This window comes from Streptomyces sp. NPDC050439 (assembly GCF_040655335.1).
Lineage (GTDB): Bacteria > Actinomycetota > Actinomycetes > Streptomycetales > Streptomycetaceae > Streptomyces.
In genome coordinates this window covers 1,245,017-1,261,844 of record NZ_JBFAJT010000002.1, presented here as the reverse complement: position 1 = coordinate 1,261,844, position 16,828 = coordinate 1,245,017, and the positions used below count along the sequence as shown (strand labels likewise).

At 71.0% G+C, this 16,828-nt stretch carries 12 protein-coding genes; 2 read left to right on the top strand and 10 right to left on the bottom strand.

Features of this window, described 5'->3' with window-relative positions:
* Position 1: 1 nt before the first annotated feature.
* The 6 genes from AB0I66_RS12655 to AB0I66_RS12630 all read right to left on the bottom strand — a co-directional run bounded on the left by AB0I66_RS12655 (position 2) and on the right by AB0I66_RS12630 (position 9,459).
* Positions 2–793, bottom strand: coding sequence for an aldo/keto reductase (locus AB0I66_RS12655; RefSeq protein ID WP_363207894.1), 792 nt, complete (start codon positions 791–793; stop codon positions 2–4).
* A gap of 219 nt (positions 794–1,012) precedes the next feature.
* Positions 1,013–1,789, bottom strand: coding sequence for an ABC transporter ATP-binding protein (locus tag AB0I66_RS12650; RefSeq protein WP_363207751.1), 777 nt, complete (start codon positions 1,787–1,789; stop codon positions 1,013–1,015).
* Positions 1,786–4,527: an ATP-binding cassette domain-containing protein gene (locus AB0I66_RS12645; protein ID WP_363207750.1), complete on the bottom strand. Its 2,742-nt coding sequence runs from the start codon at positions 4,525–4,527 to the stop codon at positions 1,786–1,788. The genes AB0I66_RS12650 and AB0I66_RS12645 overlap by 4 nt, the downstream gene beginning before the upstream one ends.
* A gap of 45 nt (positions 4,528–4,572) precedes the next feature.
* Complete coding sequence (locus tag AB0I66_RS12640; RefSeq protein WP_363207749.1) at positions 4,573–5,835, bottom strand: ABC transporter substrate-binding protein; 1,263 nt, start codon at positions 5,833–5,835, stop codon at positions 4,573–4,575.
* A gap of 103 nt (positions 5,836–5,938) precedes the next feature.
* On the bottom strand, positions 5,939–7,762 hold the full coding sequence (locus AB0I66_RS12635; protein ID WP_363207748.1) for an AMP-binding protein: 1,824 nt from the start codon (positions 7,760–7,762) through the stop codon (positions 5,939–5,941).
* Positions 7,763–7,965: 203 nt separating this feature from the next.
* On the bottom strand, positions 7,966–9,459 hold the full coding sequence (locus tag AB0I66_RS12630) for an MFS transporter (RefSeq protein ID WP_363207747.1): 1,494 nt from the start codon (positions 9,457–9,459) through the stop codon (positions 7,966–7,968).
* A 120-nt stretch (positions 9,460–9,579) separates the two neighbouring features.
* Here AB0I66_RS12630 and AB0I66_RS12625 point away from each other — a divergent pair, with 120 nt between their 5' ends.
* The gene (locus tag AB0I66_RS12625) at positions 9,580–10,590 is read left to right on the top strand and encodes an Lrp/AsnC family transcriptional regulator (protein WP_363207746.1); all 1,011 of its coding nucleotides are present in this window, start codon (positions 9,580–9,582) and stop codon (positions 10,588–10,590) included.
* 3 nt (positions 10,591–10,593) lie between these two features.
* Here the strand turns inward: AB0I66_RS12625 and AB0I66_RS12620 are convergent, their stop codons facing one another.
* The gene (locus tag AB0I66_RS12620; RefSeq protein ID WP_363207745.1) at positions 10,594–11,472 is read right to left on the bottom strand and encodes a LysR substrate-binding domain-containing protein; all 879 of its coding nucleotides are present in this window, start codon (positions 11,470–11,472) and stop codon (positions 10,594–10,596) included.
* Between the two features lie 116 nt (positions 11,473–11,588).
* Between AB0I66_RS12620 and AB0I66_RS12615 the strand changes: the two genes are divergently transcribed.
* The gene (locus AB0I66_RS12615) at positions 11,589–12,629 is read left to right on the top strand and encodes a bile acid:sodium symporter family protein (protein WP_363207744.1); all 1,041 of its coding nucleotides are present in this window, start codon (positions 11,589–11,591) and stop codon (positions 12,627–12,629) included.
* On the opposite strand, the gene AB0I66_RS12610 is transcribed toward AB0I66_RS12615, so the two are convergent.
* The 3 genes from AB0I66_RS12610 to fdhD form a co-directional block, all read right to left on the bottom strand.
* Positions 12,565–13,824, bottom strand: a complete 1,260-nt coding sequence (locus AB0I66_RS12610) for a DUF4185 domain-containing protein (protein WP_363207743.1) — start codon at positions 13,822–13,824, stop codon at positions 12,565–12,567. The two genes, AB0I66_RS12615 and AB0I66_RS12610, sit on opposite strands and share 65 nt — an antisense overlap.
* 10 nt (positions 13,825–13,834) lie before the next feature.
* The gene (locus AB0I66_RS12605; RefSeq protein ID WP_363207742.1) at positions 13,835–15,733 is read right to left on the bottom strand and encodes a sialidase family protein; all 1,899 of its coding nucleotides are present in this window, start codon (positions 15,731–15,733) and stop codon (positions 13,835–13,837) included.
* Between the two features lie 242 nt (positions 15,734–15,975).
* On the bottom strand, positions 15,976–16,824 hold the full coding sequence (gene fdhD / locus AB0I66_RS12600; RefSeq protein WP_363207740.1) for a formate dehydrogenase accessory sulfurtransferase FdhD: 849 nt from the start codon (positions 16,822–16,824) through the stop codon (positions 15,976–15,978).
* Positions 16,825–16,828: the final 4 nt, after the last annotated feature.

Genomic DNA, 16,828 nt, shown 5'->3' with positions numbered 1-16,828 from the left:
CTCAGGCCGCGTCGAACGTGGCCGGGTCCGGGCCCAGGCGGCGGTCCTCGTTCAGTGCGCTGATCGCCGCCATGTCCTCCGGGTCCAGTTCGAAGCCGAAGACGTCGATGTTCTCCTTGATCCGGGACGGGGTCACGGACTTGGGGATCACGACGTTGCCCAGCTGGATGTGCCAGCGCAGGACGACCTGGGCCGGGGTGCGGCCGTGCTTCTGGGCGATGGCGATGATCGCCGGGACCTCCAGGAGGCCCTTGCCCTGGCCGAGGGGGGACCAGGCCTCCGTGGCGATGCCTTGTTCCGCGTGGAACTCGCGGAGGGCGTGCTGCTGGAGGTGCGGGTGGAGCTCGATCTGGTTCACCGCCGGGACGACCGACGTCTCGGCGAGAAGCTTCTCCAGGTGCTCGGGCAGGAAGTTCGAGACACCGATGGACTTCGCGCGGCCGTCGGCCTGGATCTTCTCGAAGGCCTTGTACGTGTCCACGGCGAGGCCCTTGGAGGGCAGCGGCCAGTGGATCAGGTACAGGTCCACGTAATCGAGGCCGAGCTTCTCCAGGGACGTGTCGAAGGCCCGCAGCGTGGAGTCGTATCCCTGGTCGGTGTTCCAGAGCTTCGTCGTGACGAAGAGCTCCTCGCGGGCGATGCCCGAAGCGGCGATGGCCTTGCCGGTGCCCTCTTCGTTGCCGTAGATGGCCGCGGTGTCGATGCTGCGGTACCCGGCCTCCAGCGCCGTCGCGACGGCCGCCTGGGCCTCGTCGTCCGGGACCTGCCAGACGCCGAAACCGAGCTGCGGCATCTCGACGCCGTTGTTCAGGATGATCGGGGGGACCTTGCTCACGAGCTCTCGATCCTTAAGTCGTCGGGTGGTACTCCCATGGTCAACGATCACGTGCGGTGCCGCATTCCTTGACCACTCCCATGTGCACGACTCTATTGCACATCTTTGAACGCGGAATACTTATGTGAACGACCGGTAAATGCTCGGATGCGCGGTGGCCAACCGGATGCCCTGTGGCTAGGCCGCCGTCGTACCCAGGTACGCGTCCCGTACCCGGGGGTCCGCGCGTACCTCTGCCGCCGTGCCCTCGGCCAGGACATGGCCCAGGTCGAGGACGATCACGCGGGCGCAGAGCTCCATCACGAACGCGACGTTGTGCTCCACCAGGAGCACGGCGCAGCCCTCCTCGTCCGCGAGGTGCCGGATGACCGCCGACAGCTGGGCTCGTTCGTCGGCCGTCATGCCGGAGGCCGGCTCGTCCAGGAGCAGCACCCTGGGCGGGTCCGCCACCGCGCGTGCCAGTTCCACCATGCGGGCCCGGCCGACGGGCAGCGCGCCCGCGTAGTCGTCGGACAAGTCCGCAAGTCCGCACTCCTGTAGGACAGTTGAGGCGCGTACGCGTCGTTCGGTCTCGTGTCTGCGGCGGGTGGGTGCCGCCAGCAGATCCGCGGCGAACCCGCCACCGCCCCCGCGCCACTCCTGCGCGACGAGCAGATTGTCACCGACCGTGAGCTGCCCGAAGAGCTGCTGGCGCTGGAAGGTGCGGCGCATGCCGTGGCGGGCGCGCCAGACGGGGGAGCGGCGGGTGACGTCAGCGCCGTCGAGCAGGACGCGGCCCTGATCGGGGCGGCGGATGCCGGAGACGACGTCGAACAGGGTTGTCTTGCCGGCTCCGTTGGGGCCGATGAGGCCGCATACCTCGCCGGGGCGCAGGCCCAGGCCCACGTCGGTCAGGGCGTGTATGCCGCCGAAGCGGACGCCGATGCCGGCGGCTTCGAGCACGCGCTCGCTCATGGCCTGCCCACTCCTTCGGTACGGTTCCGTGCGGCTATGCCCAGATAGGCCTCGGTCAGCTGGTCCGCCCGGACCTCTGAGCGCGGGCCGCACCAGGAGACCCGGCCCTGCGCGAGGTAGGCGACGGTGTCCGCGACGCCGAGGATCTCGGCGGCCTTCTCCTCGACCAGGAGCAACCCCGTCCCGGAGTCCCGGAGTTCGGCGAGCAGCCGGAAGACTTCCTCGACGACGCGGGGGGCGAGGCCGAGGGACGGTTCGTCCGCGATCAGCACCTTGGGCGGGCGCTGGAGGAGGGGCGCGAGGGCGAGCATCTGCTGCTCTCCTCCGGAAAGGGAACCCGCGGTGACCTTTCGCCGTGCGGCGAGGCCGGGGAAGCGTTCGTAGACGGCGTCGCGGGCGTGCGGATCCTTCAGGTGCAGGGTGAGGTTCTCCTCGATGGTGAGGGCGGGGAAGATGCCGCGGCCCTCGGGGGCGAGGACGACTCCCGCGCGGGAGCGGTGGACGGGGCCGGTGCGGGTGGCGTCCGCCCCGGCGACGTGGATCTCGCCCCTGGTGGAGGCGATCAGCCCTGCCGCGACCTGGCATGTCGTGGACTTGCCTGCGCCGTTGGGGCCGAGGAGGGCGACGATTTCCCCCGGGTGGACGGTGAGGGTCACTCCGTGGAGCACGGGGGCGCCGTCGTATCCGGCGTGGATGTCGTGGAGGGCGAGGGAGGACGGGTTCTCTTCCCCGAGCCCGCCCCTTGCCGAAACCGGCTCCGCCGCCACGGGTGACCGCCGATCACCGGCTCCGCCGCGCTCGTCCTCAAACGCCGGACGGGCTGGAGTCTTCGCCACCCGCCGCCGATGCACCCGCACGGACACCGCCGCGCAATACCCGTCCGGATCATTGGCCAACGCCAACCCCGCCAACCCGAACAGGATCACCGGCAGCTGTACCGACTCCGTCACGTAGTCGGCGATCAGGTGCGGCATGATGGCGAAGACAAGACCCGCCACCACCGCGAACTGCGGCCTCCGCACCCCCGCGGCGACCACCACCGCCAGCCACACCAGGCCCGTCATCGCGGTGAAGTCCGTGGCCGTGATGCGGGTGTTGTACGACGCGTACATCACGCCCCCGAAACCCGCGAGCCCGGCCGACAGCGTGAACAGGAGCAGCTTCGTCCGGACCACCGAGACCCCGGAGGCCATCGCCGCCGCCGGAGCGGACCGCACCGCCAGCATCGCCCGCCCCGTCGCCGACCCCCGCAGCGCGCTGAGCGCGGCCACGGCCACCGCGACGAGTACGACCATCGCCACGCCCATCGCCCGGTCGTCGCTCAGGTCGACGGGGCCGAAGACGGCGCGCGGGATCTCCCAGCCGGTGTCGCCGTTCCTCAACCACCCCATCTGGAAGAGGACTTGATCGGCGAGGAAGGCCAGCGCGAGAGTGGCGAGCGCCAGTGACCGGCCGCCGAGGCGCAGCGCGGGCAGCGCGACGAGGGCACCGAGCACCGCCGCTCCGCACGTCCCGACGAGCGCCGCGGCGATGAACGGCCACCCGTGGCTCATCAGCAGGCCCGCCACGAGGGCCGCGCCCGTCACGAACGTCGCCTGCGCCAGGGACACCATCGCGCCGAGGCCCGTCACCACGGTGAAGGAGACGAAGACCAGGGAGATGGCCAGGCCCTGCGCGAGGATGCCGCTCCAGAAGGGGGTGGTGACCGTGTAGAAGGAGAGCGCCAGCAGCACGCCCCCGACCGCCCACGGCCCCCAGCGCCGCATCCACGACTTCCCCGCCAGGTAGTCGATCGGCGGCGCGTCCACCGCCGCCGTGCCCGCCGTCCGCTGCCGCCGTGCCATGAGGAGCAGCCCGGCGAAGAGGATCAGGAAGGGGACCGCCGTACGGAAACCGGTGATCTTCTCCGCGAAGTCCGCGTACCCGGCGACCAGGTTCTGCAGGACTCCCAGGCCGAGCCCGCCCGCGAACGCCAGCGGGATCGACATGAAGCGCCCGAGCACCGCTGCCGTCGCCGACACGAACAGTAAGAGGGTGAAGTCGTGCGAGGAGAGGCCGAGCAGCGGCGTCGCGAGGACGCCCGCCAGACCCGCGAGGCCCGACGACAGCATCCAGGCCACCGAGGAGAGCCGGTCCGCGCTCATGCCCCGCAGCTCCACCAGCGAGCGGTTGTCCACCGCGGCCCGCAGCCGGAGCCCCAGCGGTGTGTGCCGCATCAGGACCCACAGGCCGATCGCGACCACGGCCGTCGCGACCCAGGTGATCAGCTGGTCGGAGTCGATGCCGACGCCGTCCATGAGCTGCCAGTTCTTGGCGGGGCTCGGCCCCACGCCCGGCAGCCCGAACTGGTTCTCGGCCGGCTTGACGGACGCCCCCGCGTCCTCGAGGAGTTCCACCGCCCACAGGCCGAGCGCGGGCAGCGCGACGAGCAGGCCGATCGTCGCCACGATCTGCGCGGTCTCGCCCACCCTCGCCAGTTTCCGGAACATCAGCCGGTCGAGCCCCCAGCCGAGCGCGGGCGCCACGACGCAGACGAGGAGCAGGGCCGTCGGTACGGCGGGCCAGCCGAAGCCGGAGTGGAGTTCGTAGAAGGCGAGCGCGCAGAGGTAGGCGGTCGCGCCGTGCGCGAAGTTGAAGAGGCCGGAGGCGGAGTAGGACAGGACGAGGCCCGTCGCGAGCAGCGCGTACAGGGCGCCGGAGACGAGACCGCTCAGCACGAATCCCAGCAGATCAGACATGGGTGACGCGCCCCCTCTGATTGAAGATCGCTACGTGCGGGTCCGCTACTTGAAGGGAATGGGCTCGTAGCACTTGAACGGCGCCGACACCGAGTACTCCCCGCCCTTCAGCTGCACGAGCGCGCCGCAGCCGAACGACTCCTTCTGCCCCTTGGGCAGACTGCGGTCGCCGACCATCGTGTCCTGGTCGGAGAAGCCGTTCGCCGCCTGCTGGAAGGAGTCGGCGGTCAGGTCCTTGCCCGCCTTCTCGGCGATGGCGAGGAAGAGGTCGGCCGACATGTAGCCGGTCATCATGTGCATGTTGAGCGGGACGTCCTTGCCCGCCGTCTTCCTGATGTCCGCCTTGAACTGCTTCATCGCCGCCGTGTTCTGCTCGAACGGCTGGAAGGCGAGCAGGATGTGCACGCCGTCGAGTGCCTTCTTCGTGGCGCTCTTGGCGAGGAGGCCGGGGTCGTAGTCGGTCGGGTCGGTGAGCACGCCCTTGAAGCCGGAGCGCTTGACGGCCGTGAACAGGCCGATGTTGTACGGGGTCTGCATGACGGAGACGACCACGTCGGGCGCCTTGCCGCCGTCCGAGCGCAGGATCTCCTTGGTGTACGCCGACCAGTCGCTCGGCACGGAGGTCGCGGGCACGGTCGACTTGGCGTACGTCACCTTGTAACCGGCCGCCGCGAAGCTCTGCTTGTAGGTGCGGATGGCGAAGGTGCCCGCGTCGTTGTCGTTGGCGAGGATGGCCACGGACTTGCCCTTCGAGCCGTCCGTCACCTTCTTCAGGCCCTCGGGCCAGCTCTGGGTGATGGTGCCGCCCGGCATCGGGACCATGCAGCCGCCGTAGCCGTACATGTAACTGGGTCCGCAGAAGGGCGGGATGGTGCCCCAGCCGAAGGTCGGCACCTTCTGCTTCTGGAGGAAGTCGGCGCCGGAGAAGGTCACCGAGCTCATCGGTGACACTGCGAACACCTTGTCCTGCTGGACCAGTTTGCGCGCCGCCGCGAGATTCTTGCCCGGGTCCTGCCCGTCGTCCTCGGCGCCCAGGTAGTCGATCTTCCGTCCGTGTACGCCGCCTTCGGCGTTCACGCGGTCGAAGCGGGCCTTGGCGCCGAGGTCGGTGTCCTTCTTGCTGTAACCGCTCGCGGTCGTCATGGAGACGATGCCGCCGACCTTGATGGAGTCGGCGCTCACGCCGCGTACGGAGCCGCCTGCCTTGTCGCCGCCGCTCGAATCGCTGCTGTTCGAGGCGGAGTTGCAGGCGGTGGCGAGCAGCAGTGCGGCCACGGTGGCGGTGATGGTGCGGATCGATCGCGACACGAGTCGAGCCCCCTCCGTCGAAGTGGGGCTGATTCTGTGCGGGACCTGATGAACCGTCAATAACCACCGCATCAATAAATGACGAACCATCAGATGTGGGTGATCACGCCCGGTAGAGCGCCTCGACCTCCGCCGAGTAGGCGTTCTCGATGGCCTTGCGCTTCAACTTCAGCGAGGGGGTCAGCAACCCGTGTTCCTCGGTGAACTGGTGGGCCAGTATCCGGAACGTACGGATCGACTCGGCCTGCGAGACAAGGGTGTTGGCGGCCACCACGGCGCGTCGCACCTCGGTCTCCAGGTCCGGGTCGCGCACCAGGTCCGTCGGGGACATCGGCGGCTTGCGGCGCATGTTCAGCCAGTGCTCCACGGCCTCGCCGTCCAGCGTGACGAGCGCCGCGATGTACGGGCGGTCGTTGCCCACCACGATGCACTGCGCGACCAGCGGATGGTCGCGCACCCGCTCCTCCAGCTGCCCCGGCGAGACGCTCTTGCCGCCGGACGTCACCAGGATCTCCTTCTTGCGCCCGGTGATCGTGAGGTAGCCGTCCTCGTCAAGGGCGCCCAGGTCGCCGGTGGCCAGCCAGCCGTCGTGCAGGGTCGCGTCGGTGGCCTTGGGGTCGTTGAGATAGCCCTGGAAGACGTTGTCGCCGTTCAGCCAGACCTCGCCGTCCTCCGCGATGTAGACGGTGGTGCCGGGGATGGCCTGGCCGACCGTGCCGTAGCGAGTGCGCTCGGGCGGGTTGGCGGTGGCGGCGGCGGTCGACTCCGTCAGGCCGTAGCCCTCGTAGATCTCGACGCCCGCGCCCGCGAAGAACAGGCCGAGGCGCCGGTCCATCCCGGAGCCGCCCGACATCGCGTGCCGGACGCGGCCGCCCATCGCGTCGCGCACCTTGGCGTAGACGAGCTTCTCGAAGAGCGAGTGCTGCATGCGCAGAGCCGCCGAGGGGCCTGGACCGGTGCCGAAGGCCCTGGCCTCCATCGCGTCCGCGTACCGCACGGCGCACTCCACGGCCTTGTCGAAGGGGCCCGTCTTGCCGTCCTTCTCGGCCTTGCGCCGCGCCGCGTTGAAGACCTTCTCGAAGATGTACGGCACGGCCAGGATGAACGACGGGCGGAACGCCGCGAGGTCCGGGATGAGCGCCGCCGCGTTCAGGCTCGGCTGATGGCCCAGCTTGACCCCGCCGCGGACCGCGGCGACCTGCACCATGCGCCCGAAGACGTGCGCGAGCGGCAGGAAGAGCAACGTGGTCGCCTCGTCGCCGCGCCGGGAGTGGAAGACCGGCTCCCAGCGCTGGATGACCGTCTCCGCCTCGAACATGAAGTTCGCGTGGGAGATCAGACAGCCCTTGGGGCGGCCCGTGGTGCCCGAGGTGTAGATGATCGTGGCGATCGAGTCGGGGGTGACGGCGCGGCGGTGGCGGTTGACCACCTCGTCGTCGACGTCCTGGCCCGCCCGGTACAGCTCCTCCACGGCGTCGGCGTCCAGCTGCCACAGCCTGCGCAGCTGCGGCAGCCGGTCGATCACCGAGCCGATCGTCATCGCGTGGTCCTCGTGCTCGACCATGGCGGCCGACACCTGCGCGTCGTGCAGCATCCAGAAGACCTGCTCGGCGGAGGACGTGGGGTAGACCGGCACCACCTGGGCGCCGACAGTCCAGAGCGCGTAGTCGAAGAGCGTCCACTCGTAGCGGGTGCGGCACATGATGGCGACCCGGTCGCCGAAGCGCACGCCCTGGGCGAGCAGCCCCTTCGCCAGCGCCATCACCTGGTCGCGGAACTCCGCCGATGTGACATCACGCCACTCGCCGTCGGTCTTGCGGCCGAAGGCGACGTGCAGCGGATCCCCGAGGGCATGGTCGAACACGACGTCGGCAAGGCCGCCCACCAGCGGCGCCGACGCCATCGGAGGGTTCGTGAACTCGCGCAATGATGCTCCTTGTGGCGCTCCGCACAGCGCCGTGACGGTACCCCACAGCGCAGCCCGGCGGGAGAGGGTCGACCGACCCGTCGGTACGTCACATTCACGCTGGTCACACGGGTAAATCCGGCCACAAGGGGAGAGGCGGGACAGAATACTTACGGTTCAGTAAGTTTCGGTGGCGTAATCTCCACGGAATCTGTACGCAGCGGTTACGGCTGTGGCTGCGCCGCGGGGACTCGTTCGGCGGCTGCCGGAATGTTCGCTTCCGGTGCCGGGCGCGCGGACCGCACCATGACGAGAACCGCCGCTCCCGCCGCCAGACCCACCACGCCCGCGACGACCGCGGCCGAGTTCAGGCCGGAGGCGAACGCCGACCGCACGGCGTGCTCGGAGAACGTGCCGCCCACCGCCGACGCCCCGCCCCCCGCGACGGTGTGCGCCGCGTCGTGGCCGAGCGAGTCCTGCATCCGCGAGGTCAGCACGGTGCCGAAGACGGCCACGCCGACCGCGTAACCGAGCTGGCGGAACGTGTTGACCGCGCCGCCCGCCATCCCCGCGTTCGCCGGCGGCACCGCCGCCAGGGCCGCGCCTCCCAGGGCGGGCGAGACCAGGCCGGTGCCGACGCCCGCGAGCGTCAGCCCGGGGATGAGCGCGCCCCAGGACGACCCGGCGTCGAGTACCGCCAGGGCGAGTCCGCCGCCCCCGATCAGAAGCAGGCCCACGCCGATGGTCAGGCGCGCGGGCACCCCGTGCAGCAGCCGCCCGCCGATCGCGGCCACGACGAACGAGGTCGCGGCGAGCGGCAGCATGACGAGGCTGCCGGTCACCGGGCTCATGCCGAGCACGGTCTGCAGCCAGATCGAGAGGTAGGGCATCAGGCCGAACGCGGCCGCGTTGTAGCCGATCGCGCCGACCAGGACGCCCGTGAACGCGGGCATGCGCAGCAGCCGCAGGTCGATGAGCGGGTGCGCCACCCGGCGTTCGACGGCCACGAACGCCACGAGCGCGAGCAGCGAGACCGCGAGGGTCGCCACGGTGGGCCCGGACGTCCAGCCCTCCGCACCGGCCCGCACCACCCCGTACGTCAGCGCGCCAGCGAACAGCGCGAACGTCACCGTGCCCGCCCAGTCGACCCGGCGGCCCGCCTGGCCCTTGGACTCCGGAACCACGCGCAGCGTCAGCCACATCGAGGCGACGCTCACCGGCAGGTTCACGAAGAAGATCCACCGCCAGCCGGGCCCCTCGGTGAGCAGCCCGCCGACGATCGGCCCGAGCGCCGCCGCGGCCCCGCTGACCGCGCCCCAGACGCCGAGCGCCACCGACCGGTCCCGCCCCTGGTAGGCGGCCCCGAGCAGCGGCAGCGTCGTCGCGAACATCGCGGCCGCCCCCAGGCCCTGCAGAGCGCGGGCGGCCACCAGGACCTCCGCGTTCGTGGCGAGCCCGCAGCCCAGCGAGGCGAGCGCGAAGAGCGCGGTGCCCGCCACGTTGAGCCGCCGCCTGCCGAGCACGTCCGCCGCGGCGCCGACCCCGAGCAGCAGCGCGGCGAGCGCGAGGGCGTAACCGTCGATCACCCATTGCAGATCACTCAGCGAGGCGTCGAGCGCTCTCGCCATGTCGGGCAGTGCCACGACCACGATGGTCACGTCCAGCAGCAGCATGAACGTCCCCAGGCATACCGCTGTGAGCGGCCCCCATGTACGCATTCTCAAGTCTCCTCGTGCGACGTGCACGACGTGTACGACACGTGTGCGTTGCTCGTACGATGAAGTCCGGCCGGACGATCCCGGTCATCAGCCGTGCGAGACCGAGGGAATCCGACACCGATGGGCAGTGCAGCGACGGAATCCGCCACATCGGACGCGCCGGACCCGTTCGACGTCAAGCTCCTGCAGGCCCTGGAGCTCGACGGGCGCGCGCCGTTCAGCAAGATCGCCGCCGTCCTCGGGGTCTCCGACCAGACCGTCGCCCGCCGCTACCGCAGGCTCGTCGCCGGCGGCGGACTGCGGGTCGTCGCCGTACGCGATCACGAGCGGCTCGGCCAGGGCCAGTGGATGCTGCGGCTGCGCTGCGCCCCCGACGGCGCCGAGCCCATCGCCGCCGCGCTGGCCCGCCGCCCCGACACCTCCTGGATCGGCCTGACGTCCGGCGGCACCGAGGTCGTCTGCTGCACCCGGCCCCGCACCCGCACCGACCAGGACGAACTGCTGCTCGGCAAACTCCCGCGCACCCCGCACATCGTCGACATCCGCGCGCAGCAGATGCTGCACCGCTTCTTCGGCGGCCCGGACGGCTGGCTCATCAAGCACGGACCGCTCAGCGCGGAGCAGGTCGCCCAGTTGCGTCCCGCGACCCCCGTGCCGGCCGTCCGCGCGGAGGGACCCCTGCGGATCGAGCCGGAGGACGAACCGCTGGTCGCGGTACTCGAGCGGGACGGCCGCGCGACCTACCCCGAGCTCCAGCAGGCCACCGGCCGTTCGGAGTCGGCGGTCAAACGCCGCCTCGCCGGGCTCCTCGCGTCCGGCGTGATCTACATCGACATCGAGTACGCCGATGCCCTCATCGGTGTCAACGTCGGGGCGATGCTCTGGATCACCACCGCGCCCTGGGCCATGGACTCGGTCGGCAAGGCCCTCGCCTCCCACGCCGAGATCGCCCACGCCACCGCCGTGGCCGGGCCCTCCAATCTCATGGCGACGGCCGTGACCCGGGACATCCCGGCGCTCTACGCCTACCTGAGCGGGAAACTGGGGCAGCTCGACGGCGTCCAGCACGTCGAGACGGCGCCGTTCATGCGCCGAGTCAAGCAGCTCACGTACCGGCCTTACCTCCGCTGAGCATCACTGACCTCGTTGACGCCGCCGGTGCAGCCGGTCGCCGCCCGCGAGGATCGAGGCCGCGAGCGCGTCCGCCGCGCCCTGCGCCGAGGCCCGCCGCTCCCCGTGCAGGAGCACGAAGTCGACCGCGCCCAGCTCCGGAAGCCCGGCCCGCTCCGGGACCCGGACCAGGCCGGGCGGGATCAGGCCGTGCGAGTGCGCCATCACGCCGAGCCCCGCGCGGGCCGCGGCGACCAGGCCGTTCAGGCTGCCGCTCGTACAGGCGATCCGCCAGGCACGGCCGCGCCGCTCCAGGGCCTCCAGGGCGAGGGCGCGGCTGATGCCCGGCGGCGGGTACACGATGAGCGGCACCGGCTTGTCGGGGTCGAGCCGCAGCCGCTCGGCGCCGATCCACACCAGCTCGTCGTGCCAGACCAGTTCGCCCCGCGGGTCCTCCGGGCGCCGCTTGGCCAGGACCAGGTCGAGCTTGCCCGCGTCGAGGCTCTCGTGCAGCGTGCCGGAGAGTTCGACCGTCAGCTCCAGGTCGACCTCCGGGTGATCGTGCCGGAACGACTCCAGGATGTCGGTGAGCCGGGTCAGGACGAAGTCCTCCGACGCGCCGAACCGCAGCCGCCCGCCGAGCCGCGTACCGGTGAAGAAGGCCGTCGCCTGCTCGTGCACCTCCAGGATCCGCCGCGCGAAGCCGAGCATGGCCTCGCCGTCCTCGGTCAGCTCCACCGAGTGCGTGTCGCGCGCGAAGAGCTGGCGTCCGGTGGCGTCCTCCAGGCGGCGCACGTGCTGGCTCACCGTGGACTGGCGAAGCCCCAGGCGCCGGGCGGCCTGCGTGAAGCTCAACGTCTGGGCCACCGCGAGGAACGTGCGGAGCTGGGCGGGGTCATACATGGTCACGAGGTTATCGCGGAACGTGATGACAGTCAGAGCGGTATCCGGGATTCCCGATCGCGGTGATCAGGAGGATCATCGAGAGGGCACGACATGAACCGAACCGTTGGAGCGAAGTGAAACGCCCGAGCTGGCCCACCTGGATGCCGATCGACCCCTACATCCTGGCGTTGCTCGGCACAGTGGGGATCGCCGCGCTGCTGCCCGCGCGCGGCGTGGGCGCCGAGGTCGCGGGCGGCGCGTCGACCGCGGCCGTGGCATTCCTGTTCTTCCTCTACGGGGCGCGGCTCTCCACCCGCGAAGCCCTTGACGGGCTGAAGCACTGGCGGCTCCACACCACCGTCCTGGCCTGTACGTTCCTGGTCTTCCCGCTGCTCGGGCTCGCGGCCAGGGGCCTCGTTCCGTGGGTCCTGACACCCGCCCTCTACAGCGGATTCCTCTTCCTGACGCTCGTGCCGTCCACGATCCAGTCGTCGATCGCCTTCACCTCCATGGCACGCGGCAACGTCCCCGCGGCGATCTGCGCGGGCTCCTTCTCCTCGCTGGCCGGCATCGTCCTCACGCCGCTGCTCGCGGCCGCCCTGCTCGGCAACAGCGGGGGCGGGTTCTCCGCGGACTCCGTCCTCAAGATCGTGCTGCAGCTCCTCGTGCCGTTCCTCGCCGGTCAGTTCCTGCGCCGGTGGATCGGCGCGTTCATCGCACGGAACAAGAAGGTCCTCGGCCTCGTCGACCGCGGCTCGATCCTGCTAGTCGTCTACACCGCGTTCAGCGAGGGCATGGTGCAGGGCATCTGGCACCAGGTGACGCCGCTGCGGCTGGGCGCGCTGCTCGGCGTGGAGGCGGTGCTCCTCGCCGCGATGCTCGCCCTCACCTGGTACGGGGCCAAGAAGATGGGCTTCGGCCGCGGGGACCGCATCGCCATCCAGTTCGCCGGGTCGAAGAAGTCCCTCGCGGCCGGACTGCCCATGGCGAGCGTCCTGTTCGGGGCCGAGGCCTCGCTCGCCGTGCTCCCGCTGATGCTCTTCCACCAGATGCAGCTGATGGTCTGCGCGGTGATCGCCAAGCGGCGCTCGCGCGACCCCGAGGACTTCTTCACCGAGCCGTCGCCAGTCGAACGGACACGAACCGCGGTCGGTACAGGGACACGTTCCGGCTGACGTTCGCCTGCGCGCTCGCGGGCGCCGCGTCCAGCCAGTTGACGTCGTAACTGAGCAGCAGCCGGCCGTCGTCGCTGAGCGCGGGATGGGCCTGCGGGTTGTACGCCGCCGTGTCCTGCCGGTCCGCGCCGTCCTTCGGCAGGGGCGGCGCGAAGCCCTTGGCGGGGCCGTGCCAGGGGCCGGTGGGCGAGCACGCCCAGTAGGAGGTCACGGTGGTCAGGCCCTCGGCCCCCGCGGCCATCGTGAACAGGACGTACGTCCCCTTCACGCGCACCACGGTGAACGCGCTGCCCACACCCTTGCGCTCGCCGTCACCGAGCACGGCCCGCGGTTTCCCGGACTCCGTCCAGTCCTTGCCGTTCCAGTACCGCCACGCGCCGGGCTCCGCCAGCCTGCCCTTGGGGACGCGTGCCACGTAGGCGTGCGAGGCGGGGCGCGAGACCGCCTTGCCGTCGTTGCCGCCGAAGACGTATGTCCAGTCGCCGTCGTCCACCGTCGTCGTGCCGTACAGGACACGCTTGTCGAGGTCCGGCACGGAACTCTGGTCGGAGACCTTGACGATGCCCTCGACGCGCAGGTCGGGCAGGGAGAGCGTGGCGACCTCGGTGGCGTGCGGCACGCCGTAGATCCACGGGCCCGTGCCGGTGGAGCGGGTCCAGAGCAGGACGCGCACGACCTTCTCGGACGAGCCGGGGGAGCGGGGTTCCACCTTCGCGGCGACCGGCCAGCGCCACTGCTGGGGTGCCGGGTCGGCGAAGAGCGGGGCGGGCAGGGTGCGTTCCAGGGAGCCCGAACGCGACATCACCACCCCCGAGTTGCGGACCATGGGTGTGTTCGCGTCACGCCAGGTGTGCGGCTGGCCCGCGGGGTTCGGGGGCGCGTGCACCTGGCCGAGGAAGGTGTCGGAGAACAGCCAGAGCAGCCGCCCGTCGGGCAGGCGCACCGAATGCGTGCCGTCCCCGCCGGTCCAGTCGTCCGCCCGCGCGGCGTCGTCGCCGTAGCGGGCGAACGCGTCGGTGACCTTGTCGTCGGCGGTCCAGGACGCGACGGTGCGGGCCTGACATGCGTCGCCGCCCTCCCGGTCGTCTTCCGGGAGGGCGGTGAGCAGCACGGCCGCGCAGGCCAGGGCGAGCAGCAGGACGAGCCACGTCCTGCGCGCGCCCCGGCCTCGGCGTGGACCTTGGTCGGCGGACACCTGCCGGACGTTAGTTGCTCCCGCGGATGTGGTCCATGGGGAGCCATGCGACGGTGTCCCTCGTCACAGGCGCCCTGGCCGCGCCCTCCCCGCCGAGCGAGACCAGCTCGGTGTCGCTCAACGCACGTTCGTACACGCGCACTTCGTCGATGGAGCCGTTGAAATGCGCGCGGCTGTCGACCCGCTGGCCGACGTGGAACCCGTACCCGGAAGTGCGGGTGACCGTGCCCGGGACGTCCGCGGTGCCGATCTGCGTGCCGTCGACGGAGAGGGTGAGCTGCCCGCCGCCTCGCCGCAGGGCGATGTGATGCCACTGGCCGTCGTTGTAGGCACCCGTGGTGCGCACGGACGCGGACTTCGGCGGAGTGGAGCCCTGACGTGTGGTGATCAGGCCCGTGACGCGGTTGCTCGCGGGCTCGCCGCGCAGCCACACCTGCGGCTGGTTGGTGCCGATGCCGCCCATCCAGAGCAGCGGCTGTTCACCGCTGGTCGCGGAGTAGCGGAACCACAGGGAAGCCGTGAAGTCCTTGGCCCCGAGCGGCAGTTGACGGCGGAAGGGCAGGCGTGCGGCGTCGTCCCGGCCGTCGAAGGAGATGGCCTTGCCGAACCGCCCGTCGGTGGTGGACGCCCCGCCGAGCACGGCAGCGGGCTTCGCGCGCGGCGCGCGGTCGGAGGTCGTCGGGTCCGGGCCGCGGCGTGGCTGCAGCCAGTCCTCGGTGAAGCGCGCGAAGCGGATCTCGTCGCGGGCGTCGACCGCGCCGCCCTCATACATCAGGCCCACGTGCTCGACGTCGGCGCGCACCATGTCCGAGTAGCCGGACCAGTCCGTGGTGACGGTCGTGCCGCGGTCCACGCTGTCCCAGGTGCGGCCGCCGTCGTAGGACGAGCGGATCTGCATCGTGCGACGGCGGTCGGGGTCGCCGGGGCAGGCGAGCAGCATCCGCTTGCCGAACTGGAGCGTGGAGCCCTGCACTTGGGGCGTGTACAGATCGGGAATGGCCTTGAAGGGCGCGACGAAGGAGTCACCCCCGTCGCGGCTGACCGTGTGGGTGCGATGTCCGAGGTCGGTGCCGTCCTGCTCGCGCCCGCTGACGTAGAGCGCCCCGTCCGGGCGCTCCGTGATGGTCATCTCCGACGGCTTCTGCCGGAACGTGCCGTCCTGCGCTATCGGGTACGAGTCCTTGGCGCCGATCTTCCAGTTGTCGCCGCCGTCGTCGCTGACGATCAGGGCCGCGTGGTTCGCGGTCACCCGGCTGCCGTCCCAGGTCTCGGTGTTGGCGGTGAAGACGAGCCGCCCCGCGTGCCGGCCGCGGGTCAGCTGCAGGCCGTGCACGGGTCCGGTCGCGTACCAGGAGTTCCAGTCCTTCGGCAGGATCTGGTCGCTCAGGTCACGCGGCGCCGACCAGCTGCGGCCGTCGTCGTCGCTGTACTGCATGTGCGGGGTGCGGTCACACGGTATGGCGCAGTTCTGCCCGTCCGTGCGGCCCGTGTTGTACGTCTCCGCGAGGACGATGCGGCCGGTCCTGCGGTCGACGATCGGGGCGGGGTTCCCGTGCGTGTCCCCGGCGCCTTCGTTGACGACCTGGAGCGGACTCCAGGTGCGGCCGCCGTCGTCCGACCGCTTGACGACGATGTCTATGTCACCCGCGTCGCCGCAGTCGTTCACCCGGCCCTCGGCGAAAGCGAGGAGCGTGCCCTTGACCGTCTTCACCACGGCGGGAATGCGGTAGCAGGCGTACCCGGGATCCTGCGAGGCCTTGAAAAGCACCTGCTGCTCGAACCCGGCCGCCCGGTCGTCCGGCGCCGCCTGCGCCGCGGGTCCGGGAAGCACCGCCCCCACGGCGACGACGGTCAGCGCGGCCGTGGCGGTGCGCAGGGATCTGAGGCGTACACGGAGAGCTGATGGCATGGCGCGGCCCACCCTTCGAGGTGACTGGACATCCTGACATCCCACGTCCAACGTTCGCGCCTCAGACGCTACTTGGACGGCTCGACACCCCACAAGAAGCGTGCGTGGCACGAATGGACGCGGCCTGGTCAGGGGCCAGAACCCGGACAGGGCGTTTGAGGGAGCGGGACCGGGACCCCGCCGGCGCAGGGGGCGCTCCCCGCCGGCCGGGGTCCCGCCGCCGTGCAGCGGGGAGCGGCCGGTCAGCCCTGGGAGGCCGCGGCCCGCACGGTGATCCGGTGCTCGCCCGCGTACACGTTCATGGAGGAGCCGCGCAGGAAGCCGACCAGGGTCAGGCCCGTCTCGGCGGCCAGGTCGACGGCGAGGGATGACGGCGCTGAGACGGCGGCGAGCACCGGGATGCCCGCCATCACCGCCTTCTGCGCCAGTTCGAACGAGGCGCGCCCCGACACCAGGAGGACCGCGCGCGACAGCGGCAGGCGGTCGTCCTGAAGGGCACGCCCGACGAGCTTGTCGACCGCGTTGTGCCGGCCCACGTCCTCCCGTATGTCGACGAGCTCGCCCTCCTCCGAGAAGAGCGCCGCCGCGTGCAGGCCGCCGGTCCGGTCGAAGACCCGCTGCGCCGCGCGCAGCCGGTCGGGGAGGGACGCGAGCAGGTCGGTGCCGAGCCGGACGGGGGGAGTGTCGTCGATCGGGAACCGGGCCGTCGTGCGGACCGCGTCCAGGCTCGCCTTGCCGCACAGGCCGCAGGACGAGGTGGTGTAGACGTTGCGTTCGAGATTGATGTCGGGCAGGACGAGCCCCGGAGCGGTCTTCACGTCGACCACGTTGTACGTGTTGGAACCGTCCGCGGTCGCCCCGGCGCAGTAGACGATCGACTGGAGGTCGTCCGCCGAGCCGAGCACCCCTTCGCTCACCAGGAAGCCCGCCGCGAGCGCGAAATCGTCGCCCGGCGTGCGCATGGTGATGGCGAGGGGCTTTTCGTTGAGTCTGATCTCCAGCGGTTCCTCCGCGACCAGGGTGTCCGGCCGCTCGGTGACGGCCCCGTCCCTGATGCGGATGACGCGGCGGCGCTCCGTGACTCGTCCCATGTCG